Genomic DNA, 26,614 nt, shown 5'->3' with positions numbered 1-26,614 from the left:
TGTATCGAGATCCACCGATGGGGTAGTCATGACCTGCCGAAGTTCATGCGATTCAGGTGCCGAGGTTCATGCGATTCACCTGCCGAAGTTGGCGCGATTCAGGTGCCGAAGTTCGTGCGATTTTGCACAAATGGCTTAACGAGTTTTGGCGGCTTCCGTGGCGTTGGCTAGTTCACTTGGGGCTGCAACGACCAGCTGTAGCCAAGCCTGGTATGGCGACCTGGCGTATACCACTGCCCCTAGGCTACCTGTGCAAACGTTCTGACCTTAATGGCGACGGGCGTAGCAGCTAGAGATAGCGAATTTTGAGTATCTGGGTGAGCTTTTACCACCTCAGTTGAATTGACGCAATAAAATTTGACGTTTTGTTACATTTGATTTATATTAGTTTACATAAGGGAAGCGAAACCCATGGCGCTGGAGCTGTGGCTAACGCTTCGGACAGTATCAAGTTCTGCGGCTGTCACAGCCCAAAATTGGAGGTTCACCCATGACTGCTCTACTAATTTCACTCTTTGTTGTTGGCTGGGTTGCCGTCGCTTTAATTGGCACTCAGGCCTACTTCCGTGGTGAGCAAACCAAGCCTATCCACGAGCGCAACTGGCGCTCCGAGTCTTTTGACCAGCTGGCTCAGTCTGTTACCGGGCAGCCGACTAACTTTGGCGATCGCGTCCCTGCCTACAGCGGCGACGCTTTCACCAGCAATTTGCTTTAGGTCTGAGCTGCCTGAGTTGCCAGGCAAAGATTGCTAGCGCAAGCCCGGAAAGCTTTTTCCTGTAGGCTCCTACTCTCAACCGCTCCGTATATCAGGGAGCGGTTTTTTGTCTTAGGCCTCGCGCTCTACCACAATGACGTTTTCGGTCACCTGCTCAAAGGTGTCGTCGTGACTGATCACAAACAGCTGCTGAAAGGTTTTGATGCGGCCAATCGCCTCGGCTAGTCCCTGCCGTCGCGGGCGGTCCATATTCGTTGTCGGCTCATCGAAGAAGGCAATATCGACATCGGCTAGCACCTTGAGTAAGGCCAGCCGCACGGCCAGGGCGGCGCACATCTGCTCTCCCCCCGACAGGTTGACAAAGCGCCGCTGGTTGGGGCCATCCTGTACCAAAATCTCGTAGTCGCGGCTCCACTCTAGAGCGACGTTGGGCCGGTTGAGCAGGTCTCGAAACAGCCTGTCGGCCTGCTGAGAAACGCTGCGCACGTACTGCTCGGTAATGCGGGGGCCAGCTTCGTTGTAAGCCTTGCGGGCAAAGGTGATAAATCGCTTGGCCTTTTCTCGGCTTTGCAGCTGTCGCTTGGCCGCATCGCGCCGCTGGGCCAGGGCTTGCAGGGTGGCAAGCTGCTGGTTGAGATCGGCTAAACGCTGCTGCTGCTGGGGCAGGCCACCGGCAAGCTGGTCGGTCTCTGATTTTACGGTGCTGTAGGTAGCCTCAAGGGTGGCCGCGGCTTCAGGATCGAAGCGGGCTAGGGCGGTCTGGTAAGTGCTCTCTAGTGCGGCCTGCTGCTGCTGGAGCTGGGCTAGGTCAGCCTGGGCGGCGGCTAGCTCGGCTTTGAGCTGGGAATGCTGGTTGGCAAGCTGCTGGTTTTGCAGGTAGATGCCGTAGCCCGTCTGGTACTGAGCGCGATCGCTCTGGGCTTGAGCCAGGCGCTGGTCGAGATCCGCAAAGCTCTCTAGCTGAGTGCTCAAAGCCTGCACTTGCTGGTTAAGGTTTTCTAGGGCCAGCGATTGAGCCGCATGAGCCTCTTCTACTCGGGGTTTGTCTTGCAGCGTGCGCTCAAGAATTTGGCTTTTTTCGCGCGGTCGGCCCAGGGCATTAAGGTCGTCGTCTAGGGCAGCCAGGTCTGCGTCTATGGTGGTCTGGTTGTCTAGCTGCTGGGAGAGGGCGTTGATCTGATCCAGCAGATCAGCTTGCGATCGCTGAATTTGCTCCATTTGGCTGGTGATGCTGCCCAGCTGAGCCAGTTCGGCCTGCCAGCCGTAGTGCTGCTTGAGATCGCCTTCTACCGTCTTGAGCGATGTCTTGAGGGCGGCTTCGTCAGTTTGGTCGGCCAGGTCGCGCAAAATCACCTCTAGTGCCGTTACTAGCGAGTCGTGCAGGGCAGCGGTACCCTGCAGAGCCTGCTCTAACCGTTCTAACGTCTCGCTAGACAGCAGCGGCAGGCTCTGAGCCAGAATCGCTAAATCGTTGAGCACGGCCTTGATTTCGGCCTGCTGGGTTTTGCCCTGGCGCTGGCTAGCAACGACTAGAGCGCTAATTTCGGCCTCAAACTGACGGGCAGCGGCCATCCGGCTTAGCTGCTGCTGCAGGCGATCGCGCTGCTCTTCCAGCGGGGCGATCGCCTCTATTTTGGGCTCTAGCGCAGTCAGGCGATCGCGAGTTTGCGCAACCTGGGCCAGCTGCTGACTGAGTTGATCGTACTGAGTCTGCAACTGCTGCCGCTGCAACCGCCACCGCTGCTGCTGCTCTAGCTGCTGCTGAAGGCCCTGGCGGCGTTCCTCTAGCTTGGCCTGCACGGCAATTTGGGGCCGTAGCAGGGCCAGTTCTCGCTCGGTAGCCGCGAACGACTCTAGCTGGGTTTGCCAGCGGGCCAGCTCGACCTGCTTTTGAGCCTGGGTTTTTTGCAGCGTCTGGCTCTCGTTCTGGAGTTTCTGGCGCTGCTGCTGCGCTTGAGATAGGGTTTTGAGCGTCTCCTCGACGGTCTGGTAGCCCTGGTAGGCGGCTTGATGGGTTTGGCACAGCGCGATCGCCTGCTCAGCCTGCTGCGTCGACTGCTGCAGTCGGGTCAGGCTGGCCTGCTTGGCCTCCTGCTGGTGCAGCAGCCCCTGGCGCTGGTTAGCTAGGGTTTGAACCTGCTGGGCCTGGGCTTTGAGGTCGTCGCGCTGGGTTTGCAGCGTTTTGAGGGTGGTGGTCAGCGTTTTGAGGCGCTGTTCGCTGGTCGCAATCTCCTGCTGGAGGGTCTGCTGCCGCTGATGCAGTTCATCCCAGGCGGCTAGAGAGCCGTCGTACTGGGCAATTTCGGCTTTGGTGGCCTCAACCTGGTCTTCGGCATAACGGCGCAGGGCGTTCATTTGCTTGAAGGCCAGCTTGTAGTCTTCGACTTTGAGAATGGCGTCAAATACGGCCTTGCGGTGCTCAGCGGGCTGCAAAAAATCGGCGGTAAAGGTGCCCTGGGGCACCCCCAGAGTGCGGGCAAACAGCTGGGGCAGATTGGTGGTAGGCCCTACCCCGAGGTGCTGGCGCAGCCAGGGCAACACCTCGTCTTTGATGCGGGTGTAGGGCAGGCGCTCGTTCAGCTGGGGGTCAAACAGGGCGTAGCCCCGCTGGGTACAGCGCTGCACCTGGTAGGTGCGGCTGTCGTAGTTGGAGGTAAAGGCTACCGTCACCTGGGCACTGCCGCTGCCGTTGCGAATCAGGTCTTCCTTGGCGTAATCGCCCTGGTAGTTGAAGAGCACCCAGGCGATCGCCTCTAAAATGCTGGTTTTGCCGGCTCCATTTTCGCCACAGATAGCGTTGGTGCCGGGCTGAAACTCGAAGTAGCGATCGCGGTGGGTCTTAAAGTTTTGCAGCGCCACCGACAAAATTTGCATACCCCGTTCCATTGCTCGCTTAAGCCACGAAAACTAGGATAGCTTTCTTTCCTAGGGCTGGGGTTCAGAGCTTTTGGCCGGCCGAGGTCGGCATGGCTATTGCTGGCGGGCAGCGGTGGAGGTAAAGCACACTGGCTCGGCCTCATCGCTGGTGCACCAAATTTGGATCACCACCGATGGGTCGCTGGGAGAAACCCACCACGCCTCGAGTTTGACGACCTGATTGGCAGAAGGCAGATTAGCCGTTTGAGCCGTGGCCGCAGCGTTTGGGGAAGAGTTGCCAGTCAGCCCGTGGGCAGACCGCTCCAGCGTGGCTTGCAGCTGCGGGGCGGCCTGCAGCTGTGGAGTAGCCTGCGGCTGTGGTTCGGGCGGCGGGCTCGACAGCGTGGAGGCGAGAGCTAGCACGTCGGTGCGCACTACTCCCGCCTGGGGCGACCCCAGGGCGAGGGCGCTGTGAGGACCCGCGCTTTCTGAAGTGCTTTCTGCAGGAGCGCTATCTTCTTTTGTGGAAGGCTCGGCTGCTGTCAAGTTAAACGACGGTTTGACGTCGCTGACCTTAGACTGAGGCGCTTTGGCCAGGGCTAGCTCAGCCCCCGGTTGAGTAACGTAGCTGTGGGCGTAGGCGGTCAGCATACCCGTGGCCATGCTGAGGGGAATCAGCAGACGCACCAGATGGCGCTGTCTGCAGCAGCGCCTAGCGTAGCGATCGCAGGCCTCTAGGTAGTTATGGGCGAGCACTGAAAGCTGCTCGCCGTGCGCCTGCTTAAAGCCCTTGGCCTCGTTAAGGCGGGTTTTAGGCAAAAAATAGTCGGGATGGTTGGGCTGCTGGTGGCGGTGCCACTCCTGGGCGGCGGCTTCAACCGCCCGCTGCTGGCGCACTATTGGTCGATGGCTCTGCAACCACTGCTGCAGCAGCGGCCAGTTGCGGATCAGCGCCTCGTGGGCAATGTCAAAGTGGGCCTCGTGAACGGCTGAAGGTCTGTCGTTGTCGGCCATTGCTGGTGTCAGCGCCGCTAGGGAACCCAAGGGCAATGAAAGCGAAGAGGATGGCTCAGCGGATGGGGAACTAGACGGCAACCAGCCCGGTACGGCGATCGCTACCGCCGGTTCAAACCCCAGTTCCAGCCCCTGGTCTTGGGCGACCACAAGGCGAGCCGCTATCAATTTTTCTAAAGTAGCTACCACAGCGGCTTTGGGCATAGCGGCAGTAACCAGCTCGCTCAGCAAGGTCGAACGGCGGGTGGGAGCAGCGCTATCGCCCAAGTCGCAGAGGCTCAAAAAAACGCGCTGGGCGATCGCTTGCTCAGCGACCGACAGACTTTGATAGAGGCGATCGGCCCGCTCGTTGAGCAGGTGGCGAATGCCGCCCATTTCGACGTAGGCGGCCAGGGTGAGGCGAGGTGGCTCTGAGTCGTGGGGCGTATGCTCTCGCCGCAGCCACAGCTCTTTCAAAATTATTTGCAGCAGCGCCAGGTCGGCGGGGGCGCTGACGATGTCGAGCAGTAGGGTATAGACCAGATTGGCATCGTAGCGAAACCCGGTTTTCTCTAAGGGGCCAACAATGGTCGCCTTGAGCTGGTTATAGGTCATTGCCGGCACCGTCAGGCTGTGGGCCGTAACGAGGGCCTGAAACGTCGGTACGTCGGCCAGGTCAGCCAGATGATGGGATTGCAGCCCCAGCACCAGGTGTAGGGGCAGGTGCTCTTGCTCGATAGCCGCAGTCAGGCCGTCGATAACCAGGCGGCGATCGCTATCTGAGCCAGCGTCAGCGGTTAGCAGAACCTCAAACTGGTCGAGCACCAGCACCAGCTGGTAGCCAGGCTCACGCTCGCCCACCACGGCCTGCACGAGCTGGCTAAACCCCGCCGCTCCCTGCTGCAAAAACGATTCGGCGCGGCGCAGCTGCTCGGCCCGCAGCAGCCCCGTTACCTCAGGATCGACAAAGAGCTCTGCCAGACTGGCTAGGGTTGAAGCCTTGAGGGCCGTGTAGCGGACGTCCCACGTTTCGTCGTCCTGGTGGGCCAGCTGGGAGATGAGCCCGGCCTGCAGCAGCGACGTTTTGCCCACCCCCGAAGCCCCCGTTAGCACGCACAGCCGTGACGACCGCACGCGGCTGACCAGGGTTTGCTGGAGGTCATCGCGACCAAAAAATAGCTCCCCGTGGGCCGACTCAAAAGGAGCCGCCCCTGGAAATGGGCAAAAGCCGTAGCGCAGCTTTTGCAGACGCTCTAGCAGCGGCGGCTGAGTTTCCTGAGCCGGGGTATGAAAGCCCGCCAGCCGAGTGAGCACAATTTCGCTGCCGGAGCTTTCAAATAAGGGCTGCTGCAGCTCACCCTTGAGCTTGCGGTTGACCACATCGGTGAGGGAGTGGCTATTGACAATGCCGCCCTTGACTTTGTACGGGTTGAGCCCTGATAGCAGCGCCTGGGTAAAGACGCTGTGGTTGCTGCCCAGCGCTTCGTAGGCGGCCTCGTACTCGCGGGCGGCCGCCATAAAGAGGCGATCGGTGCCCGCTCGCGCACCGGGGTCGGCCTCTAGCATGTTAAAAAACTCGCCGCTGTTGCAGCAGTCGAGCAAAATCACTCGCTGGCGCACGGGGCTCTCTTGCAGCAGCCGCCGCAGCCAGTGCAGGGAAAGCCCGTAGTGCCCTGCTGCCGGGTTGGCATCGCTGGTAGCTAGATAGCCTTCCTGAATGCCCGCCTGGCGCTGAAGGCCGTGGCCAGAATAGTAAAATATCGCGGTTTGAGGAATCGTTTTACCGGCGGGCTTAAATAGCTTAATTAGAGCTTCTTCCAGCACAGCGGTGGTCACTGCGCTGCGCTGACTCACCGCTGGCTTTTGGTGAATGATCGCCTCTGGAAGCCTGACTACACGGCATTCTCCGAAGCTTTCTAAACATCTTGCTACTGACTCGGCATCTTGAGCCGGAGCCTGTAATTCAGGCAGATATTGATAGGTATTGATTCCGACAACAAGCGCATCCCGTGACATTTTTCCTTACACCCTGAGTTGGCGTTTTCTGAAATCTAGCTAATGGACTAATTGCAGCGAAGACACGCAGATTTAGCCGTTGTTTGAGCGAGATTGTTGGCGGCTAGGTATTGGAAAATTGCAAAAAGCAACCTCTTGAACCGAGCCCTTACGCCTTGATGGGTTAAGTTTAACGAAGTGCCAAAAAACTTTTAAGAGGGGTTTGACCCCTAAATAAAAGAGAGCCTAAAAAAACATTTCTTTGGGAATTCAATAAATCCGTATAATTACTTGATTGTATGTGGTTAGGAACAATAAGCCTGCGATCGCAACCGAGAATGCCGCAGAAGTATAGCCTTGATTGAGAGTAAAATCCTGAAATGAGGGCAAATTTACGTGGTGCTACGGAAGTAATTTTGTACCTCCGCAATTTGGCTCAAGCTGAAAAACACCCTCGGTAATGGTCTGGCTGTCCAGTTGCTATTCGTATATTGGTGAGGATAATAGCTTGGTTAACGGGTTGAAAAAAGGCTGGTTTTGCGGCACGGCGATCGCGCTTTTAGCTGGTTGGTAAGCCGCGATTTTTGACATAACTGCGCTACAGATAGTTTGATGTAGGTGAATGTGGCTCTACATTTAGATCTGAGTTGGAGCAGTAAGCCCATGGTTCTGAGCGCAAAGCGGCCTTCGGTTGGCGGCGGCATTTCTCAGCGCGGCTTGTCGGCAGGAGTACTGGTAGGCTCTATGCTGATGGGGACTGTAGCGGTAGCCGCCGCGCCACCGACCTTGCCCCAGGAGTGGTTAAGGGTAGGTGACAGCCTGGTAACGGTGTGCCAGTTTGCCGACTTTGCCGCTGCGGTTGCCTTCGTGGAGCGCCTGGTCGAACCGGCTGACCGGCTGGGGCATCATCCTGGCGTAGCGATCGCCTACAACCGCCTGACCCTGAGCCTGACTACCCACGATGCTGGTGGCGTAACTGACCTAGATTTTGCCCTGGCCCGCGAAATTGCCGCCCTGCACGACGGGCAATGTCAACCGCCCTCTCCACCGTCAACCCTATGACCTCGCTGCCCCCTAACCAGTGGACCTCTGCCAGCCACGCCCTAGACTACTTGGCCCGCGCCGATCGCATTCCCCACCGTACCGAAGGTGAGGCGGTGCTGCTCAGCTGTGTGCCGCTCACGGCCCGCCGCATTCTCGATTTGGGTACGGGTGACGGACGGCTGCTGGGGCTGCTGAAGCTGGATCGCCCCAGGGCGGAAGGTGTCGCGCTCGACTTTTCGCCCACCATGCTGGCGGCGGCAGGCGATCGCTTTGGCACCGACTCCAGCGTTGCGATCGTCAGCCACGACCTGGCCAAGCCGCTGCCAGATCTGGGCCGCTTCGACGCGGTGGTCTCAAGTTTTGCTATTCATCACCTCGACCACCCCCGCAAGGAAGCGCTCTACCAGGAAATTTTTCAGATTTTGGAGCCGGGGGGCTGCTTTTGCAATTTAGAGCATGTCGCCTCTCCGACTGAGCGACTGCACCATCAATTTCTGGCGGCGATCGGCTATACCCCTGAGCAGGAAGACCCCTCTAATCAACTGCTGGATGTCGAAACCCAGCTGGGCTGGCTGCGATCGGCTGGCTTTGAGGCGGTAGACTGCCACTGGAAATGGTTGGAGATGGCTCTGCTGGCGGGCCAAAAGCCGCTGGAAAGCTAAGAGGCTTAATCAATTTTGGCCACAGTCCTTAGCCCATCAATACTGCTACACCCGACCCCAAAAATCAGCTGGGGGCTGAAACCACTGATGCTTGGGTCATAAGCAATGGATTTATGGCGGTTCCTAATGGCTTATACCGAAGTTGCCTTGGCTACCCCCGGTTGGACTGGGGAGACGCCGTTTGCCCCTACGCAAGCTGCCTTTTGAAATCGGGGCTATGCGATTCGGGTTTGGTATTAGGCCCAATTGCCGGGCCAGGTTGTGACCAAAAAGACGATCAGGCTAATCAGGGCGAGTACCCCCTGCAAGATATTACCCACTAGCGTGCCAACCACAATGGCTAGGCCCACCTTGGCTGACTGCTTTACGCGCAGCAGCAGTTTGAGCTCGCGACGGTGCAAAAATTCGCCAATAAACGCTCCCAGCACGGTGCCAACCAACAGCCCCAGGAGAGGAATGCCGGTCGGCAATAGGGGAAGCAGGCCAAACAGGCCCAAAAACATGCCGACAAAAGCACCAATCTGACCCCAGCTGCTGGCCCCAACTCGCTGGGCCCCCAGCACCCCGGCCAGGTAGTCGATGGCAAAGCTGAGTAGGAGAGCGGCGATCGCCACTCCCAGAGCCCACTTGAGCCCGACAAACCCCGCCACCAGACCCCACACCACAATGGCCCCCACAATCAGCGTGATGCCGGGTAGAGCGGGCACAACGGCCCCAACCACGCCCACCATCATGACCAGCACCAGCAGCCAGTAGACGGCCAGGTGCCACACCGCTGGAGCATCAAGGGCTGTGGGTATCTGAGCGGGTAGGCTGGCTATGCTGTGGCCGATCGCGACCAGGTAGCTACTCAAGGCGGCAATGAGACTGGCTACCCACTGACTCACCTGCTGGTAACTTTGATCAAGGCCCTGAGGCAGGGCGAGGGCAAACGCCGAGAAGGCCGTCATGCGGAAAAATCCTGGGAAGTACATGTCTGTGACCCTGAATTACCCTGGGCAGGGTAGCGGGAGTGATATTAGTCTAAAGCGGATCATAGCCAATCCAGGGCCCAAACCTGGGCGGCGGCGGGTACGGCATTCCGGCTGTTGCTTCTGAGGGCGGTTAAGGCACCAGCGGGGGGAAGCTTAGAGTGGCGATCGCGAGCCCGCCAGTCTCCTCGCCCGGACCAATGCCCTATTCTGTCTTGAACTGGCTGGCCAGCGCTATGTATCCACGTTACTCATAGCGGGCATTAACGGTATCGGTGGGCGCGATGGGGCAGAGGCGTTAAAGTTGGTAGGCTCTACCTGACCCCATCGCCCCAGGAGCCTTACCCTTGTCATCCAAGTCTTTGTTGCCCAGGCTGTCTGGGCTTACCCCCCCGGCCTCGCTCCTGGTGATCGCCGCGATCGCCTCAACTCAGCTCGGCTCAACTCTGGCCAAGAGCCTGTTTAGCCAGGTGGGGCCGTTGGGCATGGTGCTGCTGCGGGTAGGGTTGTCAGCTCTGGTACTGGTCGCCTGGTGCCGTCCCCGCTGGCGGGGGCATTCGGCGCAAGACTATCGCTTGCTGGTCAGCTTTGGGCTGTCGCTGGCAGTCATGAATGCGCTATTTTATTGCGCGATCGCCCGCATTCCCATCGGCGTTGCCGTGGCGCTGGAGTTTTCGGGGCCGCTGACCGTGGCGCTGCTGCACTCGCGGCGCTGGCTTGACGGGCTGTGGGTGGCCCTGGCGGCGGTGGGCATTGTGCTGCTGTCGCCCCTCAACACCCCGGCCCTGGACGGCCCTGGTGTGGTGATGGCGCTGCTGGCCGGGGTGGCGTGGGGTGCTTATATTGTGCTGTCGGCCCGCATGGGGCAAGCCTTTCGCGGCGGTGAGGGACTGGCGCTCTCGATGGTGGTTGGGGCGCTGCTGCTGCTGCCCGTCGGGGTGCTGGCAGACGGCAGGGCGCTGCTGTCGCCGCAGATCTTGCTGCTGGGCCTGGGCGTGGCGCTGCTGGCTTCGACCCTGCCCTACTCGCTCGAAATGACGGCCCTGCGCCGCATGCCGGTGAATGTGTTTGGGGTGTTGATGAGTTTAGAACCTGCGATCGCCGCCCTGCTCAGCTTTTTATGGCTAGGCGAAACCCTGACCCTATCGATGGTTGGTGCGATCGGCCTGGTGATGATTGCGGCAGCCGGAGTATCGCTATTCCAGCCTGCCGTCAAGGCTGTCTGAGGTTGCACCCTCAACCAGGCGCAATTGCAAAGAAAGCCCGTAGTAGAGACAAACCGCCTGCATTCCGTGGAACACTATTGCTACACAGGGAATGCATTTTAACGTCGGCCATGAGTCTTTGTATTAACCCAGGTTGCCGTCAGCCCAATCACCCCGATAACGGCGGCAGCCCTACCTGCGCAGTCTGTGGGTCAGACCTGGTACTCCAGGGCCGCTACCGGGTGATGCGTTTAATTAGCAGCGACAGTGGCTTTGGCCGCGTGTACGAAGCCTACGAGCGCAACGTACCTAAAATTCTCAAGGTGCTCAAGGAGAGCTACAACACCAACGACAAGGTGGTTGAGCTGTTTCGTCGCGAAGCTCAGGTCCTGAGCCAGCTCAACCATCCTGGGGTACCTCGGGTAGAGCCTGAGGGCTATTTTCTGTACTATCCAACAGATGGTGCCGAGCCTTTGCACTGCCTGATCATGGAGAAGATCGAAGGCCCCAATCTAAAGCAGTGGATGGTGCAGCAGGGCAACCACCCCATCAGCGAAAAGCAGGCTATGCTCTGGCTTACCCAGCTCACCGATGTGCTGGATTTGGTGCACCAGCACAACTATTTTCATCGCGACATTAAGCCCGAAAACATCATGCTGCGCCCCTCTGGGCAGCTGGTGCTGGTCGACTTTGGGGCGGCCCGCGAGATGACCCAGACCTACATGGCCAACCTGGGCGATAGCGGCATTACGACAGTAAGTTCGGCGGGCTATACGCCACCGGAGCAGGAGCAGGGCCAGGCGGTGCCCCAGTCTGACTTCTACGCCCTGGGGCGCACGCTCATCTATTTAGTAACCGCCAAACTGCCCAACGATACGACTATCTACAACTCGCGCACCAATGCGTTTGTGTGGCGGCCCCTGGCTCCCCAGATTTCGGCTCCTTTGGCCGATTTGATCGATGATCTGATCGCTCCGGCAGCGGCCCAGCGGCCCCAGAGCACTGCGGTAATTTTGGAGCGGCTGGCTCAGGTGCGGTCGCGCCAGGTTTCTGGTCTGCCCCAATTAATTAGGGCTCGCTCAGCCGGTGCCGCTGCCCCCACCGCCTGGCCCATGACTACCCTCAACCCCCACGAGGCCAAGACCCTATCTGACCCCTCGCGCAGCTTCTTGCCCCCCTGGCTCGACCAGCGCCCCTGGCTACTGGCGGGGTTGACCGGGCTGGCTCTAGCGGTGCCATTGGGCTGGTATGCTTTCAGTCGAGAAGCACCACCTTTTGGATCCAGGGACTTTGGGATCACCTCTCCCGACGTGGCAGAGTTGACCGTGAGTTCTGTTGCGGTCCTGACCGGGCACACCGCTGATATCTACGATCTGCTGCTGTTGCGCGACGGTAAAACCCTGGTGTCTGCCAGCGCAGACAATACGGTTCGCATTTGGGATTTAGAGACGAATAGTGAGCGCCATCGCCTGACCCACAGCAACGTGGTGCAGGCCATCACCACCACAGTTGATCAAACAGCCCTAATCAGCGCAGGTGACGATCGCAGTATTCGGTTTTGGTCGCTACCCGACGGTCGCCCCCTTGGGCAGCTTGACAATGCCCATGCCACCCCCATTCGCGCCCTAGAAGTGAGCCGTAACGGACGAACCCTGGTCAGCGCTGACAGCGAAGGGACAATTAAGCTGTGGCCGTTGACCGACAGCACAGGGGCTCTCAACATCCTGGGTATGTCGATGGCTGGCCCCAGCTATACCCTGCAGGCCGATGGCACCCTAAACGATCTGCTGTTTACCCGCGACAACAGCATGCTAATCAGCGCCGGCAAAAGTCTGCAGCTTTGGGATCTGGCCGCTTTAGAGGAGGCTGGTGTGGCAAAGGCGATCGCCCCCATTACCCTTGAGGGCCACACCAGCTTTATCAACCGCATCGACATCACCGACGACGATGCCACCCTGATCAGCGCTTCGGCAGACAAGAACGTGCTGCTCTGGGATATGGCTTCAAAGGCTCAGTTTGCCACTCTTGAAGGCCACCAAAGCTACGTCAATACCCTGCGCATTGAAGGCTCCCGTCTCTGGAGCGCCGACGCCGATAAGACCATCTTCGTATGGGATTTGCAGCAAAAAGCGCCAATTCAGCGCATCAAGGGCTTTGAAACCGACATTTGGCGCTTTACGGTGCAGCCCAACGGCCAAATTATCACTATCGGTGGCGAACAGCCCTACATTCGAATCTGGCAGCTCGATCAGCTCCCCGAGCCCTAGGGCATATCCATCAGCTCTGGCCACAATGCTGCTTCTGTTAGCGCTGCTGCGCCCAACCCAAAAAACAGGCCAGGGGCTGCGATCATTCATGCTTGAACGTTCCGCAACTAGTGGATGAGCGCTACTTGGGGTTAGCTCTTGGCGGCGGTGAGTACTTTGCGGTGGTTAATGTCGAAGCGATCGCCGTGGGCCAGCAGGTGCAGGCGCAGCCCGTGGATGCTGAGCGGGTCGGCGGCTGAAATATCGGGTTCGTTGGTGTGGGTCATAGCGCCGGGGTCAACTACGGCAATTACCCCTTTGCCAATGACTCTAAAGCTGCCGTCGCCCTCAAACAGGGCGCAGGTGTCTTCGTCGATACCCAGGCCCAGGCGGTTGGGCTGCATAGCCATCGCGCTCATTAGCCGGGCCATGCGGTTGCGGTTGTGAAAGTGCTGATCGACGATGACCTCGGGCACAAACCCCAGCCCAATCGCCATATCCACCAGCGATCGGTTGGGTGACTCGCCGCTGCCGCCGCCAGCGATCATGTGGTGGCCCATGACGGCGGCCCCGGCACTGGTACCCGCCAGGGTAATTTCGCCCAGCTGAGCCCGCTGGCGCACCAGATCAATTAACGGGGTGTCGGCCAGCAGCCCGCACAGCCGCACCTGGTCGCCGCCGGTAATAAACACCCCGGTACAGGGTTCGACCACGGTCTTCCAGCTGGGGTCTTCGCCCTGGGCGCGATCGCGAATATCCATCACCACCGTCTCTGGGGCACCCATATCGGCAAAAATTTGCTGGTAGCGAGCCGAAATGGCCACCGGATCCCGTGAAGCGCAGGGGATGATCCCAATCGTCGCCGCTGTCCCCCCAGACCGCTCGAAAAAGGTGTGCAGAATTTCTTTACCGTGAACTTTATCTTCTGCGCCGCCAATGGCCAGAATAGCGTGGTGCTTAACGGGAGACATGGGCCGCTCAACAAAGGGACGAGAATTGCTACCTAGACTCGATTACTGCATGATAGAGAGCGTTATATACCAAGTCCAGCTTGAGATCTGTAGTTTGCCTACAAATCAAGACTCCCTTTCTGGATTTGGATGACGTTGATCCAACCCATCAGGTCGTAAGGCCTCAGCAGTCTAGGCTATGACAACTGGCATCCCCGGGGCTTCCCAGCTGAGAATAGACGTTGTCAGCCTGTTTCCAGACTTTTTTACATCTCCCCTGGAGTCAGGGCTGATTGGTAAAGCCCTGGCGCGCCAAATTGCAGAAATTCATCTTACCAACCCAAGGGACTTTACAACGGACAAGCACCACCGGGTCGACGATGAACCCTACGGCGGCGGGGTGGGCATGCTGATGAAGCCCGACCCGATTTTTGCGGCGGTCGAGTCGCTGCCGGTGCTGCCCCAGCGCGAGGTGATATTGCTCACCCCTCAGGGCGAGGCGATGACTCAAACCCTGTTTCGCCACCTGGCTAGCCTCGATCAGCTGGTGCTGATCTGCGGTCACTATGAAGGCGTAGATGAGCGGGTCAGCCACCTGCTGACGCGGGAGGTCTCTCTGGGAGACTTTGTGCTCACCTGCGGCGAAATTCCGGCTCTGGCGCTGATCAACGGCGTGGTGCGGCTGCTGCCCGGCACCGTGGGAAAGACCGACTCGCTGCGCTACGAGAGCTTTGAGACGCCGCTGCTCGACTACCCCCAGTACACGCGCCCGGCCAGCTTTCGCGGCTGGGAGGTGCCGGAAGTGCTGCGATCGGGCAACCACGAGGCGATCGCCCAGTGGCGCAGGCAGCAGCAGATCGAGCGCACCCGGCAGCGGCGGCCCGATCTGTACGAGCGGTGGGTGATGGAAGAGGGTGGGGAGTAGGTGGGTGATGGTCCCTGAGCGGAGTCGTTCGCGCTAGCGTCTCCCGTAGGGAGAAAGGGGGTGGATGGGTAGTTGAGGGGATGAGGAGGGTGAGGGGATAGCCGTGCAGGGCGTAGGGTGCATTAGCGAAGCAATGCACCATTCAAGGACAATGAATTTATCCAGAGAATTTAAGGAAATAGGGGCAAGAGCTTATGGGGATCAGGATTGGTAACGGCTATGACATTCATCGTTTGGTGGAGGGGCGATCGCTTATCCTCGGCGGCGTCACCATTCCGCACCACCTGGGGCTCGATGGCCACAGCGATGCCGATGTGCTGACCCACGCGATTATGGATGCGCTATTGGGGGCGCTGAGTTTGGGCGATATTGGCCTCTACTTTCCGCCCGGTGACCCGGAATGGGCGGGGGCCGATAGCCTGAAGCTGCTGGGGCAGGTCAATGCCATGGTGCAGGAGCGGGGCTGGCAGGTGAGCAACATCGACTCGGTGGTGGTGGCCGAGCAGCCCAAGCTCAAGCCCCACATCGAAGCCATGCGATCGCGCCTGGCCGACAAGCTGGGTCTGGCTGCAGACCAGGTCGGGGTCAAAGCGACGACCAACGAGAATTTGGGGCCAGTGGGTCGTCAGGAGGGCATCGCGGCCTACGCGGTAGCCCTGCTCACAACCGCAGGGTAGGGACAGTCTCGGCGGTTACCTTGCCGAAAAGCCGCCGAGTGAGTTTGCTCTGCCAGGAACTTTTCTGAATTCTGGGGGGTCAAACAACTTTGTAAAATCTTTACGTACTAGCACTGAGGCATTGTGAACTTGCTCTGAAATAGGCTTTGCAAAGGTTGTAAAAGATACTTAATCTTACTGAGAAACCCGTAAAGTACTTTATAATATCTTCAAGTTTGCCGAGGGCACAGAGCAAACTTAGGTGGTATTACCTTTGCATCTACTGCTGAGCGTTGATTCAGATCTTGCCTTAAGGCGAATCCATAGCGGGTTCATCGCTGTAGGTGCTGGTTTTTGTCCCAGAGGCAGAGGGGTAAGGCTCAGATGGCTAACGTCGCACAATCACTCGTGGCAACAGGCCACACTATTCGTGGGGTTTGCTACGCCAGGCCCGACTACATTAGTCAGGCGATCGCTGGGCTGTCGGCCATTCCCCCCGAGCGGGTGGGACCCAGTGGCGAGTATGACTACTACGGGCTAGTCAAGCGCATTCAGATCAAGTTTTGCGATCGCGTGGGTCGGTCTGCGGTCAGGCAGCTGACGGTCAAGCAGCGAGGGTCGGCCGTTATTCTCAGCGGCCAGGTAGACACGCTCGATCTGCTCGACCAGCTGGTTGAACTCGCCCTGCACACCGAAGGGGCCACCCATGTAGAAGTGCATGATGTGCAGGTCAGCAGTTTAGAGCTGTCTCGGCCAGTCAGGGTAGCTTAGACTACGGGTTTCGTACTGTCATTGACGGCTAGCCGTAGGGCAGACAGCGCCAAAATGACCAAAAATAGCGCCAGCCCTAGGGTGCAGGCATAGCTAATTTCGAGCTTCTGAAACGCCTGCTCGTAGATATAGTAGACCACGGTTTTGGAGCTGTTGCGGGGGCCGCCCTGGGTCATGATGTAGACCTCTTCAAAGACTTTGGTGGCGGCGATCGCAGAGATCACTCCCACCAGCACCAGGTAGGGCCGCATCAGCGGCAAAGTAATATCCCAGTGCCGTCGCCAGCCATCCGAGCCATCGAGCGCCGCCGCCTCGTATAAATCCTGCGGAATGCCCTGTAGCCCCGCCAGGTAAATCACCATGTAGTAGCCCAGCCCCTTCCACACGGTTACAGCCATCACGCTAAACAGCGCCAGGGCCGGACTGGTCAGCCAGGGAATACCGTTCTCGGTCAGCCCAATCGATTTGAGTACCTGGTTAAACAGCCCCGTCTCGGCGTAGAGCCAGCGCCAGGCAATCCCCGCTACCACCATCGACACCACTACGGGCGAGTAGTACGCCACCCGCAGCCAGTGCATCCCCCTGAGCTGCCGGTTGACCAAAATCGCCAGCCCCAGCGGCGCGAAGGTCAAAATTGGCACCACCCCCGCCAGATAAACCAACGTATTGCGCACCGTCTGCCAAAAAACCGGATCGACCATGAGGCGGTGCAGATTGGCCGCACCCACCCAGGTCGGGGCCGCCGTCAGGTCTACCCCAAAGGTGGTAAAGCTCAGGTAAAAGGCCCGCAGCGCCGGCCAAAAAACCGAGATCCCCAGGGCCACCAGGGCGGGCAGCAAAAACAGGTAGGGAATCACCCGCTGGGGAAGGGCAGTGCTTAGGGGCCAAGGCCGATTGGGTATTTTGTGTGGCGCAGCAGTCATGGGATAGTGAGAATCGGTAAAAGCCCGTAGTCAGACTATCCTAAAGCATCTGCTGGTAAAGAAAGAGTGCTGCGGAGGGAAGGCTACGGGGAAACTTTAGCTATCAAAGCATCTTCTCTGCACAGGTAGAATCTAGTCCAGAGCGCCTAAAAAGGTGCAAAACTCTTCTAAATCCTGAATTAATGCGCCGTGACAACTGGGCAACATCGTGACCAACTCCTGCAAACGACGGGAGTTCAAATTAAAGCTATAGATATTGCGAATTACATGGCGCAGGCCCCGATACTCGTCTAAGCAGCGACGAGAACTATGCTTCAGCACGGCTGGGCGGACCCCTGGAAAATCAGCGGATAGCTGTGTCAGTAAATCTCGATGCCACCCCGAGCCAGTAGGGACAGCACCATCTATTTCTCTGGCAATATCTTCCAAAATGCGCTCAATTGCTGTGTAAAAGCTGTGTAGATTAAGAGCTACGCCATCATAGTAGTCGTCATCGTCGTTTTCGATAGCTTTAGCCATTAGACGCTGCGTTCGCTCTACAACTTGGGCAATATCGACTAACTCCGACCGAATGCGGATAGCTAGAGTAGCTGCACCTGAATTCACAGCGAAACCCCAGTGGATTCAATTACACAGCGCAGTCGCGGCGGAGCCGTCTCGATCTCTACCAGGTCAACGGCCATATTGGGATGGAGTGCCAGCAACTGGCCAACCGCTCGAAAATAGTCTTGAGGTTTCAATCCCCAAACGGCCAAATCCACATCAGAGCGCTCATGAATATGAGCTAAGGCTACATCTGGGTTTTCGCAGGCAAACCGCATTGATCCAAACAGTACTACCCGCTCAACCCTAAAGCTTTGCTCGAGGAGGTCACGGGCCTGGTAGGCCACGGTCATGCCTAGACGCTGTCGCTGCCGGAGGCGATCGTGCTTGTGCTGCTGACGCCTTTGAGCAGAAGCTCGATAGGTCGCCATTTGCTCGTCGGTTAACGACATCTGGATAACCCTCAATCCCTCATTTTCCTAAAGGCTACCACTAGATATCGATTGCATTTGAGGCTATGTGATGCCCAAATTTGATTACCCCAGCAGTGGGGTCAGATCTAAGTGCTCACTCACGGCTTCGGTTAGCTCGTTGAGCACTGCCTCGCGCTGTTCGCGGTAGTTGGGGATGCCCGTGGGCAGCGAGCCCAGACCGCGCTGCTGGCGCAGGCGATTGAGCCAGGCCCGCCGCCAGGGGCCGTTGTCGAAGATGCCGTGCAGGTAGGTGCCCCACAGCGACTGGCTGGCATCGACCACCCCCAGGCTGCGATCTTCAAACAAAAACTCAAACTTGGTGCCCTTCTCGTCTTGCCCCTCGGAGAGCAGCAGCTGGGTGCGGCCCTGGTGCAGCTCGTAGCCCGACACCGGCAGCCCCTCCTGGGGAAAGCGCGAGCTGACGGTGCGCTGGCGAGCGATCTTTTGCTGGGTAATGACCGTGCGCAGCGGGAACAGGTCGAGACCGGGGAAGCGGCCCTCGTGGCCTTCGATGCCCTCAGGGTCGGCCAAAAACTGACCCATCATCTGAAAGCCGCCGCAAACGCCCATGACGGTGCCCCCTGCCGCCACGTAGTTTTGAATTTCTTCGGCCATGCCGGTGCGCTGCAAGATCAGTAGGTCAGCGATGGTGGTCTTGGTGCCGGGAATGATCACCGCATCGGGGTAGCTGAGCTTTTCTTTGGGGCTGAGGTAGACCACCCGCACGTTGGGCTCGGCCTCCAGCGGGTCAAAGTCGGTGAAGTTAGAAATGCGGGGCAGGCGAATGACGGCGACGGTGATGTCGGCCTGCTTTTTACTGCCGGGGGTGCGATCGAGCAGGCTAAGCGAGTCTTCGGCGGGCAGGGCATTTTCGATCCAGGGCACCACACCGAGCACCGGAATGCCGGTGCGCTCTTTGATCCACTCCAGACCGGGTTCTAGCACTTCGCGCTGGCCGCGAAACTTGTTGATAATAATGCCTTTGACGAGGGCGCGCTCTTCTGGCTCCATCAGCTCCAGGGTGCCGATGATGTGGGCAAACACGCCGCCGCGATCGATATCGGCTACCAGCACCGTGGGCGCGTTGAGATGCCTGGCAATGCGCATGTTGGTGAGGTCACGGTGTTTGAGGTTGACCTCAACCGGGCTGCCCGCTCCCTCGCACACCAGAAAGTCGTAGTCTTGACCGAGGCGGGTGAGACTTTCTTGAATGGCCTGCCAGCCCTGGTCAAAGAAATTTTCGTAGTACTGGGTAGCGGTGGTGCGACCCACGGCCCGGCCCTTGAGAATAACCTGGGAGGTCATGTCGCCCTGGGGTTTGAGCAGAATGGGGTTCATTTCAACCTGGGGGGAGACGCCTGCGGCCCAGGCCTGCACCGCCTGGGCATAGCCCATTTCGCCGCCGTTAGCGGTGACGTAGGAGTTGAGGGCCATGTTCTGCCCTTTGAAGGGGGCTACCCGCCAACCCCGGCGGCTGAGAATGCGGCAAAGGGCCGTGGTAATCAATGATTTGCCCACGTGGGAGGCTGTTCCCACTACCATGATTGCTCTCATGGAGCGTCTCCAAAGTTGAATGAGTTCGGCGGCAGGGCCAAAGCCTGAGCGGAGGTCAAAAATCCGTTCTCGTGGGCTGATGCCCAGGGCTTAACCACTCCCTCAGAGTATTCCATCTAAATCAACGTCTCCTTTGAGGTCGCCAACTCGGTCCATTGGGCTTGTTGCCGTAACACTCTGGATAAGTTTTAGCTGGAACACTCTTATGCAGATTCTTCAGGAACAACACAACCGATCAGGACATATTAGCCCTGCCACCAGCTGGGTGCTGGTCAGAAACCAGCCCAGGAGGGCAAACGCACCCAGCGGCACCATGCATTATAGAGATGATCGACCAGGGTAGGGCGATACTGAGCCGGGCCGAGCGCCGATAGCTGCTCGAACACCTGGCGACCCAGGGGGGTGAGACGAAAGCTGTCGGTCAGGCCCTGACCGTCGACTTCGCGGCGCAATAGGCCAACGGCGATCAGCCACATCATCGCGTTTTCGGCCTGTAGCTCGGCCATAGCCCGACGGCTGTAGTGGCTCTTGAGGCCCGCCTGGCCGCACACCTGGCGAATGGAAATGCTCTGCGATCGCATATCGGCTAGCAAATCTAGCCGAAAGGGGGAGCACCGAAAGGCGCGCTCGGCTCGCTTGAGCGATCGCCGGGGATAGCGAAGGGCAATGGCGTGATCAAACTCAGCTGGGGCCATAGGGATAGACGGGGTGACTGCCTTAAATTGTAGGTTTAATCCAGCGATCGGCGGGAAATAATTTGAGTCGAGGGCGATTTAGTAGCAGCGGTTACTTTCTAATTCTTAAGCAATTGCTAAGCCTATTAAGGCATCGACCTTGATTCAACGCTAGTCCAGAGTTAAGCCACTACGCTAACTATTCTCAGCAGTAAAAAATAGACACCCAAAGGTTTCTAGGGTTCCGGCTGACCGCAGCAGTGCTGAAGCGCCTGGTCCGAGAGAAACCGCCAGATTACCCTCAGCCTGCCCACGTAGCACGGCTCAAGGTATTTGGTACACGGCGGGATAAAAGCCCGGGAGGATAGCGAATTGTGACTTCGCCATTCTCTCGGGCTGCTGTTTTTTATGCCATTTTTCTTACCCCAGCACCTATTCACTCTCTACTTTTCACTCACCTATGGCCCCTTCCCTAACGCCTGAAATCGCAGCCCTCAAAGCATCTCTGGAAACGCAGGGCGTCAAATACGCCCTGGCCAGCTATGTGGATATCCACGGCATGTGCAAGGCCAAAATGGTGCCGCTCGCTCACTTGGGCCAGATGATGGCAGGTTCAGAGCTGTTTACCGGCGCGGCTCTCGATGGGGTGCCCCAGGCGATCAGCGATGAGGAAGTGGCGGCCATGCCCGACCCGGCCACGGCCACGGTGCTGCCCTGGCAGCCCGAGGTGGCCTGGTTTGCCAGCGATCTCTACCTCAAGGGGCAGCCCTTTGAGGCCTGCTGCCGCACCATTCTCAAGCAAATGCTGGCCAAGGCGGCGGCGATGGGGTTCACCTTTAATCTGGGCATTGAAACCGAGTTCTTTATGCTCAAAGAGAATGCCGACGGCAGCTTTGGGCCGGTGAGCGATCGCGACACCCTCGCCAAGCCCTGCTACGACCTGCCCAGCCTGCTCGACAACGCCCCCTGGCTGAGCGAACTGGTTGAGTACATGAATCAGCTGGGCTGGGATGTGTATTCCTTTGACCACGAAGACGCCAACGGCCAGTTTGAAACCGACTTCGCCTACAGCGATGCCCTCACCATGGCCGATCGCCTCACCTTCTTTCGGCTGATGGTCAAAGAGATCGCCCGCAAGCACGGCTACCTGGCCAGCTTTATGCCCAAACCCTTTGGCGATCGCACCGGCAGCGGGGCCCACTACAACATGTCGCTGGCCGACATCAGCACTGGCCAAAACCTGTTTGAGACCGCCGATGACCCGCGCGGCTGCGGGCTCTCAACGCTGGGCTACCAGTTTATTGCCGGGGTGCTGCGCCACGCCAAGGCGATCTGCGCCGTCACCTGCCCCACGGTCAACAGCTATAAGCGGCTGCTGCGCCAGGGCAGCATGTCGGGCTTTACCTGGGCTCCGGTGTACATCTGCTACGGCAACAACAACCGCACCAACATGCTGCGCATTCCTTTGGCTGGGGGCCGGGTCGAGTGCCGCGCCGCCGACATTTCTACCAACCCTTACCTGGGGGCGGCGATGATTCTGGCCGCTGGGCTGGAGGGTATTGCCGAGGGGCTAGACCCCGGTGCCCCACACACCGAGAACATGTACAACTATTCTCTGAGCGATCTAGAGACGATGGGCATCGACATGCTGCCCCGCACGCTGCAAGAGGCGATCGATGCCTTTGAGGCCGACCCCCTCAGCCAGGCCGTAATGGGGCCATTGATGCACCAGACCTACATCGATTTTCGCCGCCAGGAATGGAACGAGTACCACAGCCACATTTCCGACTGGGAAATTAAGCGGTACCTGAAATTTTTCTAGATTCCTAATCGTTACAGAAAAAACGCCCTCCGCCGCATCTCAGCTCACCTATCGCTTTCTCTGTAGTTACTATCGACTGTCATGAAACGACGTACCTTTTTGCCCACGCTAATTGCCTTTGTTTGCAGCCTGCTGATTACCGTTAGCTGCGCCCAAAGTACGCCCCAGGCCGATGCCCCAGCTGAAGGCACCGCCGATGCCCCCGTAACGGCGACAGCGGGCGAACCTGTGAAACTGGGCTACAGCAGCTGGGCGGGCTGGTGGCCCTGGGCGATCGCCGCAGAAGAGGGCCTGTTCGAAGCGAATGGGGCCAACGTCGAGCTGATCTGGTTTGACGGCTACCTGGAGTCGATGCAGGCCCTGGCCGCCGGGCAGCTTGACGCCAACAGCCAGACCCTTAACGACACTATCTCGTTCGCTGGAGATGCGGTCAACGGCATGGTGGCGGTGCTGGTCAACGACAACTCCGCCGGTAACGACAAGGTCGTTGGGGCCGAAGGCATCGACACCGTGGCTGACCTGGCGGGCAAAACCGTTGCTCTGGAAGAGGGCGTGGTGGGCGACTTTTTGCTCAGCCTGGCGCTGGAGGATGCCGGGCTGAGCCGGGCTGATGTGGAGATTAAAAACCTGGAAACCGGGGCCGCGGCCACCGCCTTTGCCGCCGGACAGGTAGACGGCTTTGCGGGCTGGGTACCCTTCTGGGAAACGGCGCTGTCTCGGGAGGGCAGCAAAGAGCTGGCCAGCTCGGCAGATTACCCCGGCGCGATTCCTGACCTGCTGGTGGTGACCCAGAAGCTGATTGACAGCCGCCCCGACCAGGTGCAGGCCCTGGTGAATACCTGGTTCGACATTTTGGCCTTTATCGACGAAAACCCCGATCGGGCCAACGAAATTATGGCGAAGCGAGCCAGCGTCAGCGACACCGAGTTTGAAAAGTACACCCAGGGCACCAAAATCTTCACCCTGGACGAAAATCTGGAGGCCTTCAGCGCGGGCGGCGAAGACATGAAGTACATGCCCCACGCCTCTCAAGTGATGGCTGACTTCATGGTGGAGGTTGGGTTTATCCCCGAGGCCCCCGACCTGGAGGCCATTCTCGATGACCAGTTTGTCAAGGCCTACGCTGCCGAGAAGTAGCGCTTGATGCCAGCCCCCATCAGCCCTGGCCGATGGGGGCCTCTGTGCCGATTTGTTCTACGTTTGGGCTAACCCCTGTGACTCCTGCTTCCCCTTCTTTGTCTACCGCCCCCGCCCCCCAGGGCATGAAACCCAGCGTCTTTTGGCGGCTGGCCGACGACATTCCCAAGCCCATGAGCACGGCGCTGATGGTGCTCTCGATCGCGGTGCCCTTTGGCCTCTGGTGGTTGGTGGCTAGCCTCGATCTGGTCAACGACAAGTTTTTGCCGTCGCCGCTTCAGGTGGCCCAGGCGCTAGGACGGTTGTGGACCGATGGATTTTTGCTGGGCGATACCGCCGCCAGCATTATGCGGGTGACGGTGGGCTTTGGGTTGGCGGCCCTGGTGTCGGTGCCCATCGGCATTGCCATGGGGGCGTTTGCTAGCGTGCGATCGCTGCTCGAACCAATCATCGGCGTGGTGCGCTACATGCCTGCCCCCGCCTTCATTCCCCTGCTGGTGATCTACCTGGGCCTGGGCGAAGCGCCTAAAATCGCCCTGATCTTCATCGGCACCCTGTTCTTCAACATTTTGATGGTGATGGATGCGGTGAAATTTGTGCCCAAGGCGCTGCTCGAAACTACCTACACCCTGGGCGGGCAGCGGCGGCAAGCGCTGTTTCAGGTAATTACGCCCTACGTGGTGCCCAACATTATCGACACCTTTCGCATCAACATTGCCACCTCCTGGAACCTGGTGGTAGTGGCGGAACTGGTGGCGGCAGAAAACGGCCTGGGCAAACGGATTGTGCTGGCCCAAAAGTTTTTTAACACCGACGAAATCTTTGCCTGCCTGATCATTCTCGGCGTGATTGGCTTTGCCCTGGATCTGTCGCTTCGAGGATTGATGAAAGCTACCTGCAAATGGGCGGTGGATTAGGCAATCCATCGGTCCGTCGCACTGAATCTGAGCTTAGTTGGCAGTGCCCACCCTACGGTACCCTTCGACTCCGCTCAGGGACCGTCCACCCCATCACCCATCCACTCCGCTCAGGGACCGTCCACCCCATCACCCATCCACTCCGCTCAGGGACCGTCCACCCCATCACCCATCCACTCCGCTCAGGGACCGTCCACCCATTCACCCCATCACCCTTCGACTCTGCTCAGGGACCGTCCACCCCATCACCCATCCATTCCCTTACCCCCTACCCACACCATGCACTTAGAAATCAACCGCCTCAGCAAACAGTTCGACACTCGCCAGGGGCCGGTGCTGGCCCTCGATGACATCAACATGCACGTCGAAACAGGCGAGTTTGTCTGCGCGGTGGGGGCCTCTGGCTCTGGCAAATCGACCCTGCTGCGGCTGGTGGCGGGGCTAGACATGCCCACGGCGGGGGAAATCACGGTGGATGGCCAGGTCGTAACAGGGCCAGGAGCCGATCGCGGCATGGTCTTCCAGAGCTACACCCTCTATCCCTGGATGACGGTGCAGAAAAATGTGGAGTTTGGCCTCAAGCTCCAGGGCGTGGGGCCACGGGAGCGGCGAGAAATGGCCTCCTACTATCTCGATGTGGTGGGGCTGACCAAGTTTTCGCGATCGCTGCCCAAGCAGCTTTCGGGCGGTATGAAGCAGCGGGTGGCGATCGCCCGCACCCTGGCCTCGCGGCCCAAAATTATGCTGATGGACGAGCCCTTTGGGGCGCTGGACGTGCAGACCAAAGAAACCATGCAGCAGTTCATGCTCGACCTGTGGAACCGCACCGGGGTCAGCATTCTGATGATCACCCACGATGTCGATGAGGCGGTGTTTCTGGCCCAGCGCATTTACGTGCTGACGGCCCACCCCGGCACCATTCAGCAAGAGGTGTTTGTGGATTTGCCCAGCGATCGCACCTACACCATTCGCCGCGATCGCGCCTTTCAGGACACCCGCGAAGGCATCATGGATTTGCTGCGGGGCAAGACGGCTCCGGCTCTAGTCGGTTGATCTGGGGAAGCGCTGATTTGATGGTGGGCGGTGCCCACCCTACGCGTACTGATGGGGAGAGTATCTAATCATGGTTTCGAGTCTGCCGCTGCGGTCAAAGACCGATCCTCAAGGGTCGTCGCCAGTTCCCCCCAGTACCCACGGACTGCCCGATCGCTTTTTGCTCACCGCCGATCACTACACCAATCCTGAATGGATCCCGATCGAGCAGCGGACGATCTTTCACCGCGTCTGGCTCTACGTGGGCGATGGCGATCGCCTGCAGCCCGGCATGGTGTGGGCTAAGACGGTGGCGGGCGCTCCCCTGCTGATTGTGCGCGACCACGATGGCGAGCTGCGGGCCTTTTACAACCTCTGCCCCCATCGGGCGGCGATTTTGTCGCCTCCGGCGGGCATTCACCCATGCCAAAAGCTGGTGTGCCCCTACCACGCCTGGGTCTACGACCTGGCTGGGAATTTGGTGGGGGTGCCCTCCCAAAATCAGTTCCCTCCGTCGTTTGAAAAGCAGGAGTTTGCGCTGCGATCGCTGCGGCTAGAGACCTGGTCGGGCTTCATGTTTGTCTGTTTTGACGACAGTGTGCCGCCGCTGGTGGAGTTTCTCGGCAGCATCCCCCAGTCCCTGGGGCAGCACCGCACCGCCGCCACCCAGCTGCTGGTGGCCAAGCAGTACACCGTCGCCTGCAACTGGAAGAACTACCACGACAACACCCTGTGTGACTACCATGTGGCGATCGCCCACCGCACCACCCTCAACCAGGTGCAAGGCCCCATTCGCCACTACCAGCATCAGCTTGAGCGCTTCGTCAACCTGCTCTACACCCCTACCGCTAAAACCTGGCAGGCCGAAAACCCCATCTTGCCGACTCTCCAAGGCCGCAGCCGCGAGGGATTCTTTACCTACGGCATCTACCCCAACCTGCACCTGCTGGGGCTGCCCAACGGCCTCTTGGCCTGGCTGCACATCGAGCCGCTCACCGTCGAGTCTTGCCAGGTTTCCCTGGAGATCTACGGCGACCCGACGCTTTGCCCGCCCACCGAAACCCTACTGGCCGAGTTTGAAGCCTTCATGCAGGAAGACATGGTGCTCACCGAAAGCGTGCAGCAGGGCTACGCCAGCGGAGCCTACACCCCCGGCCCGGTGAATGGCCTGGAAGCGCGCATTATTCATCAGCAACAGCTGATTTGGGATGCCCTGGCCGCCGCTGGCGCGGCTGAATAGCGGCCTGGGCTGGTTGCGGGCGAACCACTTTAAAGTCCCTGAGTTAGCTTCTACGTCCCACCAGGAACCCCGGTACAGCAAAGGGTTGATTGGTGGGCAGTGCCCACCCTACGGCGATAAGGAGTCCCTGAATAGCAGCGTGAATGATCTGGGCAAACATCGTAAAGCCTCTGGCTTGGCTTCGCCTATGCCCCTACGCGGAACCCTGGCTATACCCCCTCACCTTCCCCCCTTCGACTCCGCTCAGGGACCGTTCCCTCACCTCCCTCATCCTTCTCACACACCCATCCACCCGCCCACCCATCTACCC

At 59.0% G+C, this 26,614-nt stretch carries 22 protein-coding genes and 1 riboswitch; of the genes, 13 read left to right on the top strand and 9 right to left on the bottom strand.

All coding sequences use genetic code 11. From position 1 onward, the window contains the following. Positions 1-490: 490 nt before the first annotated feature. Positions 491-715 (top strand): photosystem II protein, Psb35-related, encoded by a 225-nt coding sequence (locus ACQ4N7_RS27480; protein WP_430714627.1) that lies wholly within the window; start codon positions 491-493, stop codon positions 713-715. Between the two features lie 111 nt (positions 716-826). Here the strand turns inward: ACQ4N7_RS27480 and ACQ4N7_RS27475 are convergent, their stop codons facing one another. Both ACQ4N7_RS27475 and ACQ4N7_RS27470 read right to left on the bottom strand, forming a co-directional pair. Next, positions 827-3,589, bottom strand: coding sequence for an AAA family ATPase (locus ACQ4N7_RS27475; RefSeq protein WP_430714626.1), 2,763 nt, complete (start codon positions 3,587-3,589; stop codon positions 827-829). A gap of 96 nt (positions 3,590-3,685) precedes the next feature. Further along, entirely contained in the window at positions 3,686-6,580 is a 2,895-nt protein-coding gene (locus tag ACQ4N7_RS27470) for a caspase family protein (protein ID WP_430714625.1), read from the bottom strand. Between the two features lie 642 nt (positions 6,581-7,222). Between ACQ4N7_RS27470 and ACQ4N7_RS27465 the strand changes: the two genes are divergently transcribed. Both ACQ4N7_RS27465 and ACQ4N7_RS27460 read left to right on the top strand, forming a co-directional pair. After that, positions 7,223-7,621 carry a 4a-hydroxytetrahydrobiopterin dehydratase gene (locus ACQ4N7_RS27465; protein ID WP_430714624.1) on the top strand — a complete coding sequence of 133 codons (399 nt, stop codon included), beginning with the start codon at positions 7,223-7,225 and terminating at the stop codon, positions 7,619-7,621. Further along, the gene (locus ACQ4N7_RS27460; protein WP_430714623.1) at positions 7,618-8,265 is read left to right on the top strand and encodes a class I SAM-dependent methyltransferase; all 648 of its coding nucleotides are present in this window, start codon (positions 7,618-7,620) and stop codon (positions 8,263-8,265) included. Before ACQ4N7_RS27465 ends, ACQ4N7_RS27460 begins: the two co-directional genes overlap by 4 nt. Before the next feature lie 236 nt (positions 8,266-8,501). On the opposite strand, the gene ACQ4N7_RS27455 is transcribed toward ACQ4N7_RS27460, so the two are convergent. After that, a complete protein-coding gene (locus ACQ4N7_RS27455) occupies positions 8,502-8,999 on the bottom strand; it encodes a DUF456 family protein (RefSeq protein ID WP_430714629.1) in 498 nt (165 codons plus the stop codon). Between the two features lie 584 nt (positions 9,000-9,583). Between ACQ4N7_RS27455 and ACQ4N7_RS27450 the strand changes: the two genes are divergently transcribed. Together ACQ4N7_RS27450 and ACQ4N7_RS27445 are read left to right on the top strand one after the other, a co-directional pair. Then, positions 9,584-10,462, top strand: coding sequence for an EamA family transporter (locus ACQ4N7_RS27450; protein WP_430714622.1), 879 nt, complete (start codon positions 9,584-9,586; stop codon positions 10,460-10,462). 110 nt (positions 10,463-10,572) lie between these two features. Then, positions 10,573-12,708 (top strand): protein kinase domain-containing protein, encoded by a 2,136-nt coding sequence (locus tag ACQ4N7_RS27445; RefSeq protein ID WP_430714621.1) that lies wholly within the window; start codon positions 10,573-10,575, stop codon positions 12,706-12,708. Between the two features lie 131 nt (positions 12,709-12,839). Here the strand turns inward: ACQ4N7_RS27445 and ACQ4N7_RS27440 are convergent, their stop codons facing one another. Further along, positions 12,840-13,658, bottom strand: a complete 819-nt coding sequence (locus tag ACQ4N7_RS27440) for a cyanophycinase (RefSeq protein WP_430714620.1) — start codon at positions 13,656-13,658, stop codon at positions 12,840-12,842. Between the two features lie 178 nt (positions 13,659-13,836). Here ACQ4N7_RS27440 and trmD point away from each other — a divergent pair, with 178 nt between their 5' ends. The 3 genes from trmD (at position 13,837) to ACQ4N7_RS27425 (ending at position 15,989) form a co-directional block, all read left to right on the top strand. Beyond that, complete coding sequence (trmD, locus tag ACQ4N7_RS27435) at positions 13,837-14,562, top strand: tRNA (guanosine(37)-N1)-methyltransferase TrmD (protein WP_430714619.1); 726 nt, start codon at positions 13,837-13,839, stop codon at positions 14,560-14,562. A gap of 194 nt (positions 14,563-14,756) precedes the next feature. Beyond that, positions 14,757-15,239: a 2-C-methyl-D-erythritol 2,4-cyclodiphosphate synthase gene (ispF, locus tag ACQ4N7_RS27430; protein WP_430714618.1), complete on the top strand. Its 483-nt coding sequence runs from the start codon at positions 14,757-14,759 to the stop codon at positions 15,237-15,239. A gap of 363 nt (positions 15,240-15,602) precedes the next feature. Then, positions 15,603-15,989 (top strand): hypothetical protein, encoded by a 387-nt coding sequence (locus tag ACQ4N7_RS27425; protein ID WP_430714617.1) that lies wholly within the window; start codon positions 15,603-15,605, stop codon positions 15,987-15,989. On the opposite strand, the gene ACQ4N7_RS27420 is transcribed toward ACQ4N7_RS27425, so the two are convergent. The 5 genes from ACQ4N7_RS27420 to ACQ4N7_RS27400 form a co-directional block, all read right to left on the bottom strand. After that, positions 15,986-16,912 (bottom strand): carbohydrate ABC transporter permease, encoded by a 927-nt coding sequence (locus ACQ4N7_RS27420; RefSeq protein ID WP_430714616.1) that lies wholly within the window; start codon positions 16,910-16,912, stop codon positions 15,986-15,988. The two genes, ACQ4N7_RS27425 and ACQ4N7_RS27420, sit on opposite strands and share 4 nt — an antisense overlap. 132 nt (positions 16,913-17,044) lie before the next feature. Beyond that, entirely contained in the window at positions 17,045-17,431 is a 387-nt protein-coding gene (locus tag ACQ4N7_RS27415; protein WP_430714615.1) for a hypothetical protein, read from the bottom strand. Positions 17,432-17,514: 83 nt separating this feature from the next. Continuing rightward, the gene (locus ACQ4N7_RS27410; RefSeq protein WP_430714614.1) at positions 17,515-17,907 is read right to left on the bottom strand and encodes a nucleotidyltransferase family protein; all 393 of its coding nucleotides are present in this window, start codon (positions 17,905-17,907) and stop codon (positions 17,515-17,517) included. Positions 17,908-17,991: 84 nt separating this feature from the next. Continuing rightward, positions 17,992-19,482 carry a cobyric acid synthase CobQ gene (gene cobQ, locus ACQ4N7_RS27405; RefSeq protein ID WP_430714613.1) on the bottom strand — a complete coding sequence of 497 codons (1,491 nt, stop codon included), beginning with the start codon at positions 19,480-19,482 and terminating at the stop codon, positions 17,992-17,994. A gap of 272 nt (positions 19,483-19,754) precedes the next feature. Then, positions 19,755-20,177, bottom strand: a complete 423-nt coding sequence (locus ACQ4N7_RS27400; RefSeq protein WP_430714612.1) for an Npun_F0494 family protein — start codon at positions 20,175-20,177, stop codon at positions 19,755-19,757. 204 nt (positions 20,178-20,381) lie between these two features. Then, positions 20,382-20,521, top strand: a riboswitch (guanidine-I (ykkC/yxkD leader). A gap of 95 nt (positions 20,522-20,616) precedes the next feature. On the opposite strand from ACQ4N7_RS27400, the gene glnT reads away from it, so the two are divergent. From glnT to ACQ4N7_RS27375, 5 genes are all read left to right on the top strand, one after another. Then, complete coding sequence (gene glnT / locus ACQ4N7_RS27395) at positions 20,617-21,978, top strand: type III glutamate--ammonia ligase (RefSeq protein ID WP_430714611.1); 1,362 nt, start codon at positions 20,617-20,619, stop codon at positions 21,976-21,978. 81 nt (positions 21,979-22,059) lie between these two features. Then, positions 22,060-23,115 carry an ABC transporter substrate-binding protein gene (locus ACQ4N7_RS27390; protein WP_430714610.1) on the top strand — a complete coding sequence of 352 codons (1,056 nt, stop codon included), beginning with the start codon at positions 22,060-22,062 and terminating at the stop codon, positions 23,113-23,115. Between the two features lie 125 nt (positions 23,116-23,240). Next, a complete protein-coding gene (locus tag ACQ4N7_RS27385; protein WP_430714628.1) occupies positions 23,241-24,032 on the top strand; it encodes an ABC transporter permease in 792 nt (263 codons plus the stop codon). Between the two features lie 279 nt (positions 24,033-24,311). Next, a complete protein-coding gene (locus tag ACQ4N7_RS27380) occupies positions 24,312-25,085 on the top strand; it encodes an ABC transporter ATP-binding protein (RefSeq protein WP_430714609.1) in 774 nt (257 codons plus the stop codon). Positions 25,086-25,155: 70 nt separating this feature from the next. Further along, positions 25,156-26,304: an aromatic ring-hydroxylating oxygenase subunit alpha gene (locus ACQ4N7_RS27375; RefSeq protein ID WP_430714608.1), complete on the top strand. Its 1,149-nt coding sequence runs from the start codon at positions 25,156-25,158 to the stop codon at positions 26,302-26,304. The last annotated feature ends 310 nt before the right edge of the window (positions 26,305-26,614 follow it).

Origin of the sequence: Nodosilinea sp. AN01ver1, assembly GCF_050565655.1 — a bacterium.
Lineage (GTDB): Bacteria > Cyanobacteriota > Cyanobacteriia > Phormidesmidales > Phormidesmidaceae > Nodosilinea.
The sequence above is the reverse complement of the archived record's forward strand: the minus strand, read 5'-3'. Positions and strand labels throughout refer to the sequence as shown.

What these genes read in the sequence shown, in the direction of transcription:
- ACQ4N7_RS27480 (WP_430714627.1), top strand. Translation starts at nt 491, where the DNA reads ATGACTGCTCTACTAATTTCACTCTTTGTTGTTGGCTGGGTTGCCGTC.
- ACQ4N7_RS27475 (WP_430714626.1), bottom strand. Translation starts at nt 3,589, where the DNA reads ATGCAAATTTTGTCGGTGGCGCTGCAAAACTTTAAGACCCACCGCGAT.
- ACQ4N7_RS27470 (WP_430714625.1), bottom strand. Translation starts at nt 6,580, where the DNA reads ATGTCACGGGATGCGCTTGTTGTCGGAATCAATACCTATCAATATCTG.
- ACQ4N7_RS27465 (WP_430714624.1), top strand. Translation starts at nt 7,223, where the DNA reads ATGGTTCTGAGCGCAAAGCGGCCTTCGGTTGGCGGCGGCATTTCTCAG.
- ACQ4N7_RS27460 (WP_430714623.1), top strand. Translation starts at nt 7,618, where the DNA reads ATGACCTCGCTGCCCCCTAACCAGTGGACCTCTGCCAGCCACGCCCTA.
- ACQ4N7_RS27455 (WP_430714629.1), bottom strand. Translation starts at nt 8,999, where the DNA reads ATGATGGTGGGCGTGGTTGGGGCCGTTGTGCCCGCTCTACCCGGCATC.
- ACQ4N7_RS27445 (WP_430714621.1), top strand. Translation starts at nt 10,573, where the DNA reads ATGAGTCTTTGTATTAACCCAGGTTGCCGTCAGCCCAATCACCCCGAT.
- ACQ4N7_RS27440 (WP_430714620.1), bottom strand. Translation starts at nt 13,658, where the DNA reads ATGTCTCCCGTTAAGCACCACGCTATTCTGGCCATTGGCGGCGCAGAA.
- trmD (WP_430714619.1), top strand. Translation starts at nt 13,837, where the DNA reads ATGACAACTGGCATCCCCGGGGCTTCCCAGCTGAGAATAGACGTTGTC.
- ispF (WP_430714618.1), top strand. Translation starts at nt 14,757, where the DNA reads ATGGGGATCAGGATTGGTAACGGCTATGACATTCATCGTTTGGTGGAG.
- ACQ4N7_RS27425 (WP_430714617.1), top strand. Translation starts at nt 15,603, where the DNA reads ATGGCTAACGTCGCACAATCACTCGTGGCAACAGGCCACACTATTCGT.
- ACQ4N7_RS27420 (WP_430714616.1), bottom strand. Translation starts at nt 16,912, where the DNA reads ATGACTGCTGCGCCACACAAAATACCCAATCGGCCTTGGCCCCTAAGC.
- ACQ4N7_RS27415 (WP_430714615.1), bottom strand. Translation starts at nt 17,431, where the DNA reads ATGGCTAAAGCTATCGAAAACGACGATGACGACTACTATGATGGCGTA.
- ACQ4N7_RS27410 (WP_430714614.1), bottom strand. Translation starts at nt 17,907, where the DNA reads ATGTCGTTAACCGACGAGCAAATGGCGACCTATCGAGCTTCTGCTCAA.
- cobQ (WP_430714613.1), bottom strand. Translation starts at nt 19,482, where the DNA reads ATGAGAGCAATCATGGTAGTGGGAACAGCCTCCCACGTGGGCAAATCA.
- ACQ4N7_RS27400 (WP_430714612.1), bottom strand. Translation starts at nt 20,177, where the DNA reads ATGGCCCCAGCTGAGTTTGATCACGCCATTGCCCTTCGCTATCCCCGG.
- glnT (WP_430714611.1), top strand. Translation starts at nt 20,617, where the DNA reads ATGGCCCCTTCCCTAACGCCTGAAATCGCAGCCCTCAAAGCATCTCTG.
- ACQ4N7_RS27390 (WP_430714610.1), top strand. Translation starts at nt 22,060, where the DNA reads ATGAAACGACGTACCTTTTTGCCCACGCTAATTGCCTTTGTTTGCAGC.
- ACQ4N7_RS27385 (WP_430714628.1), top strand. Translation starts at nt 23,241, where the DNA reads ATGAAACCCAGCGTCTTTTGGCGGCTGGCCGACGACATTCCCAAGCCC.
- ACQ4N7_RS27380 (WP_430714609.1), top strand. Translation starts at nt 24,312, where the DNA reads ATGCACTTAGAAATCAACCGCCTCAGCAAACAGTTCGACACTCGCCAG.
- ACQ4N7_RS27375 (WP_430714608.1), top strand. Translation starts at nt 25,156, where the DNA reads ATGGTTTCGAGTCTGCCGCTGCGGTCAAAGACCGATCCTCAAGGGTCG.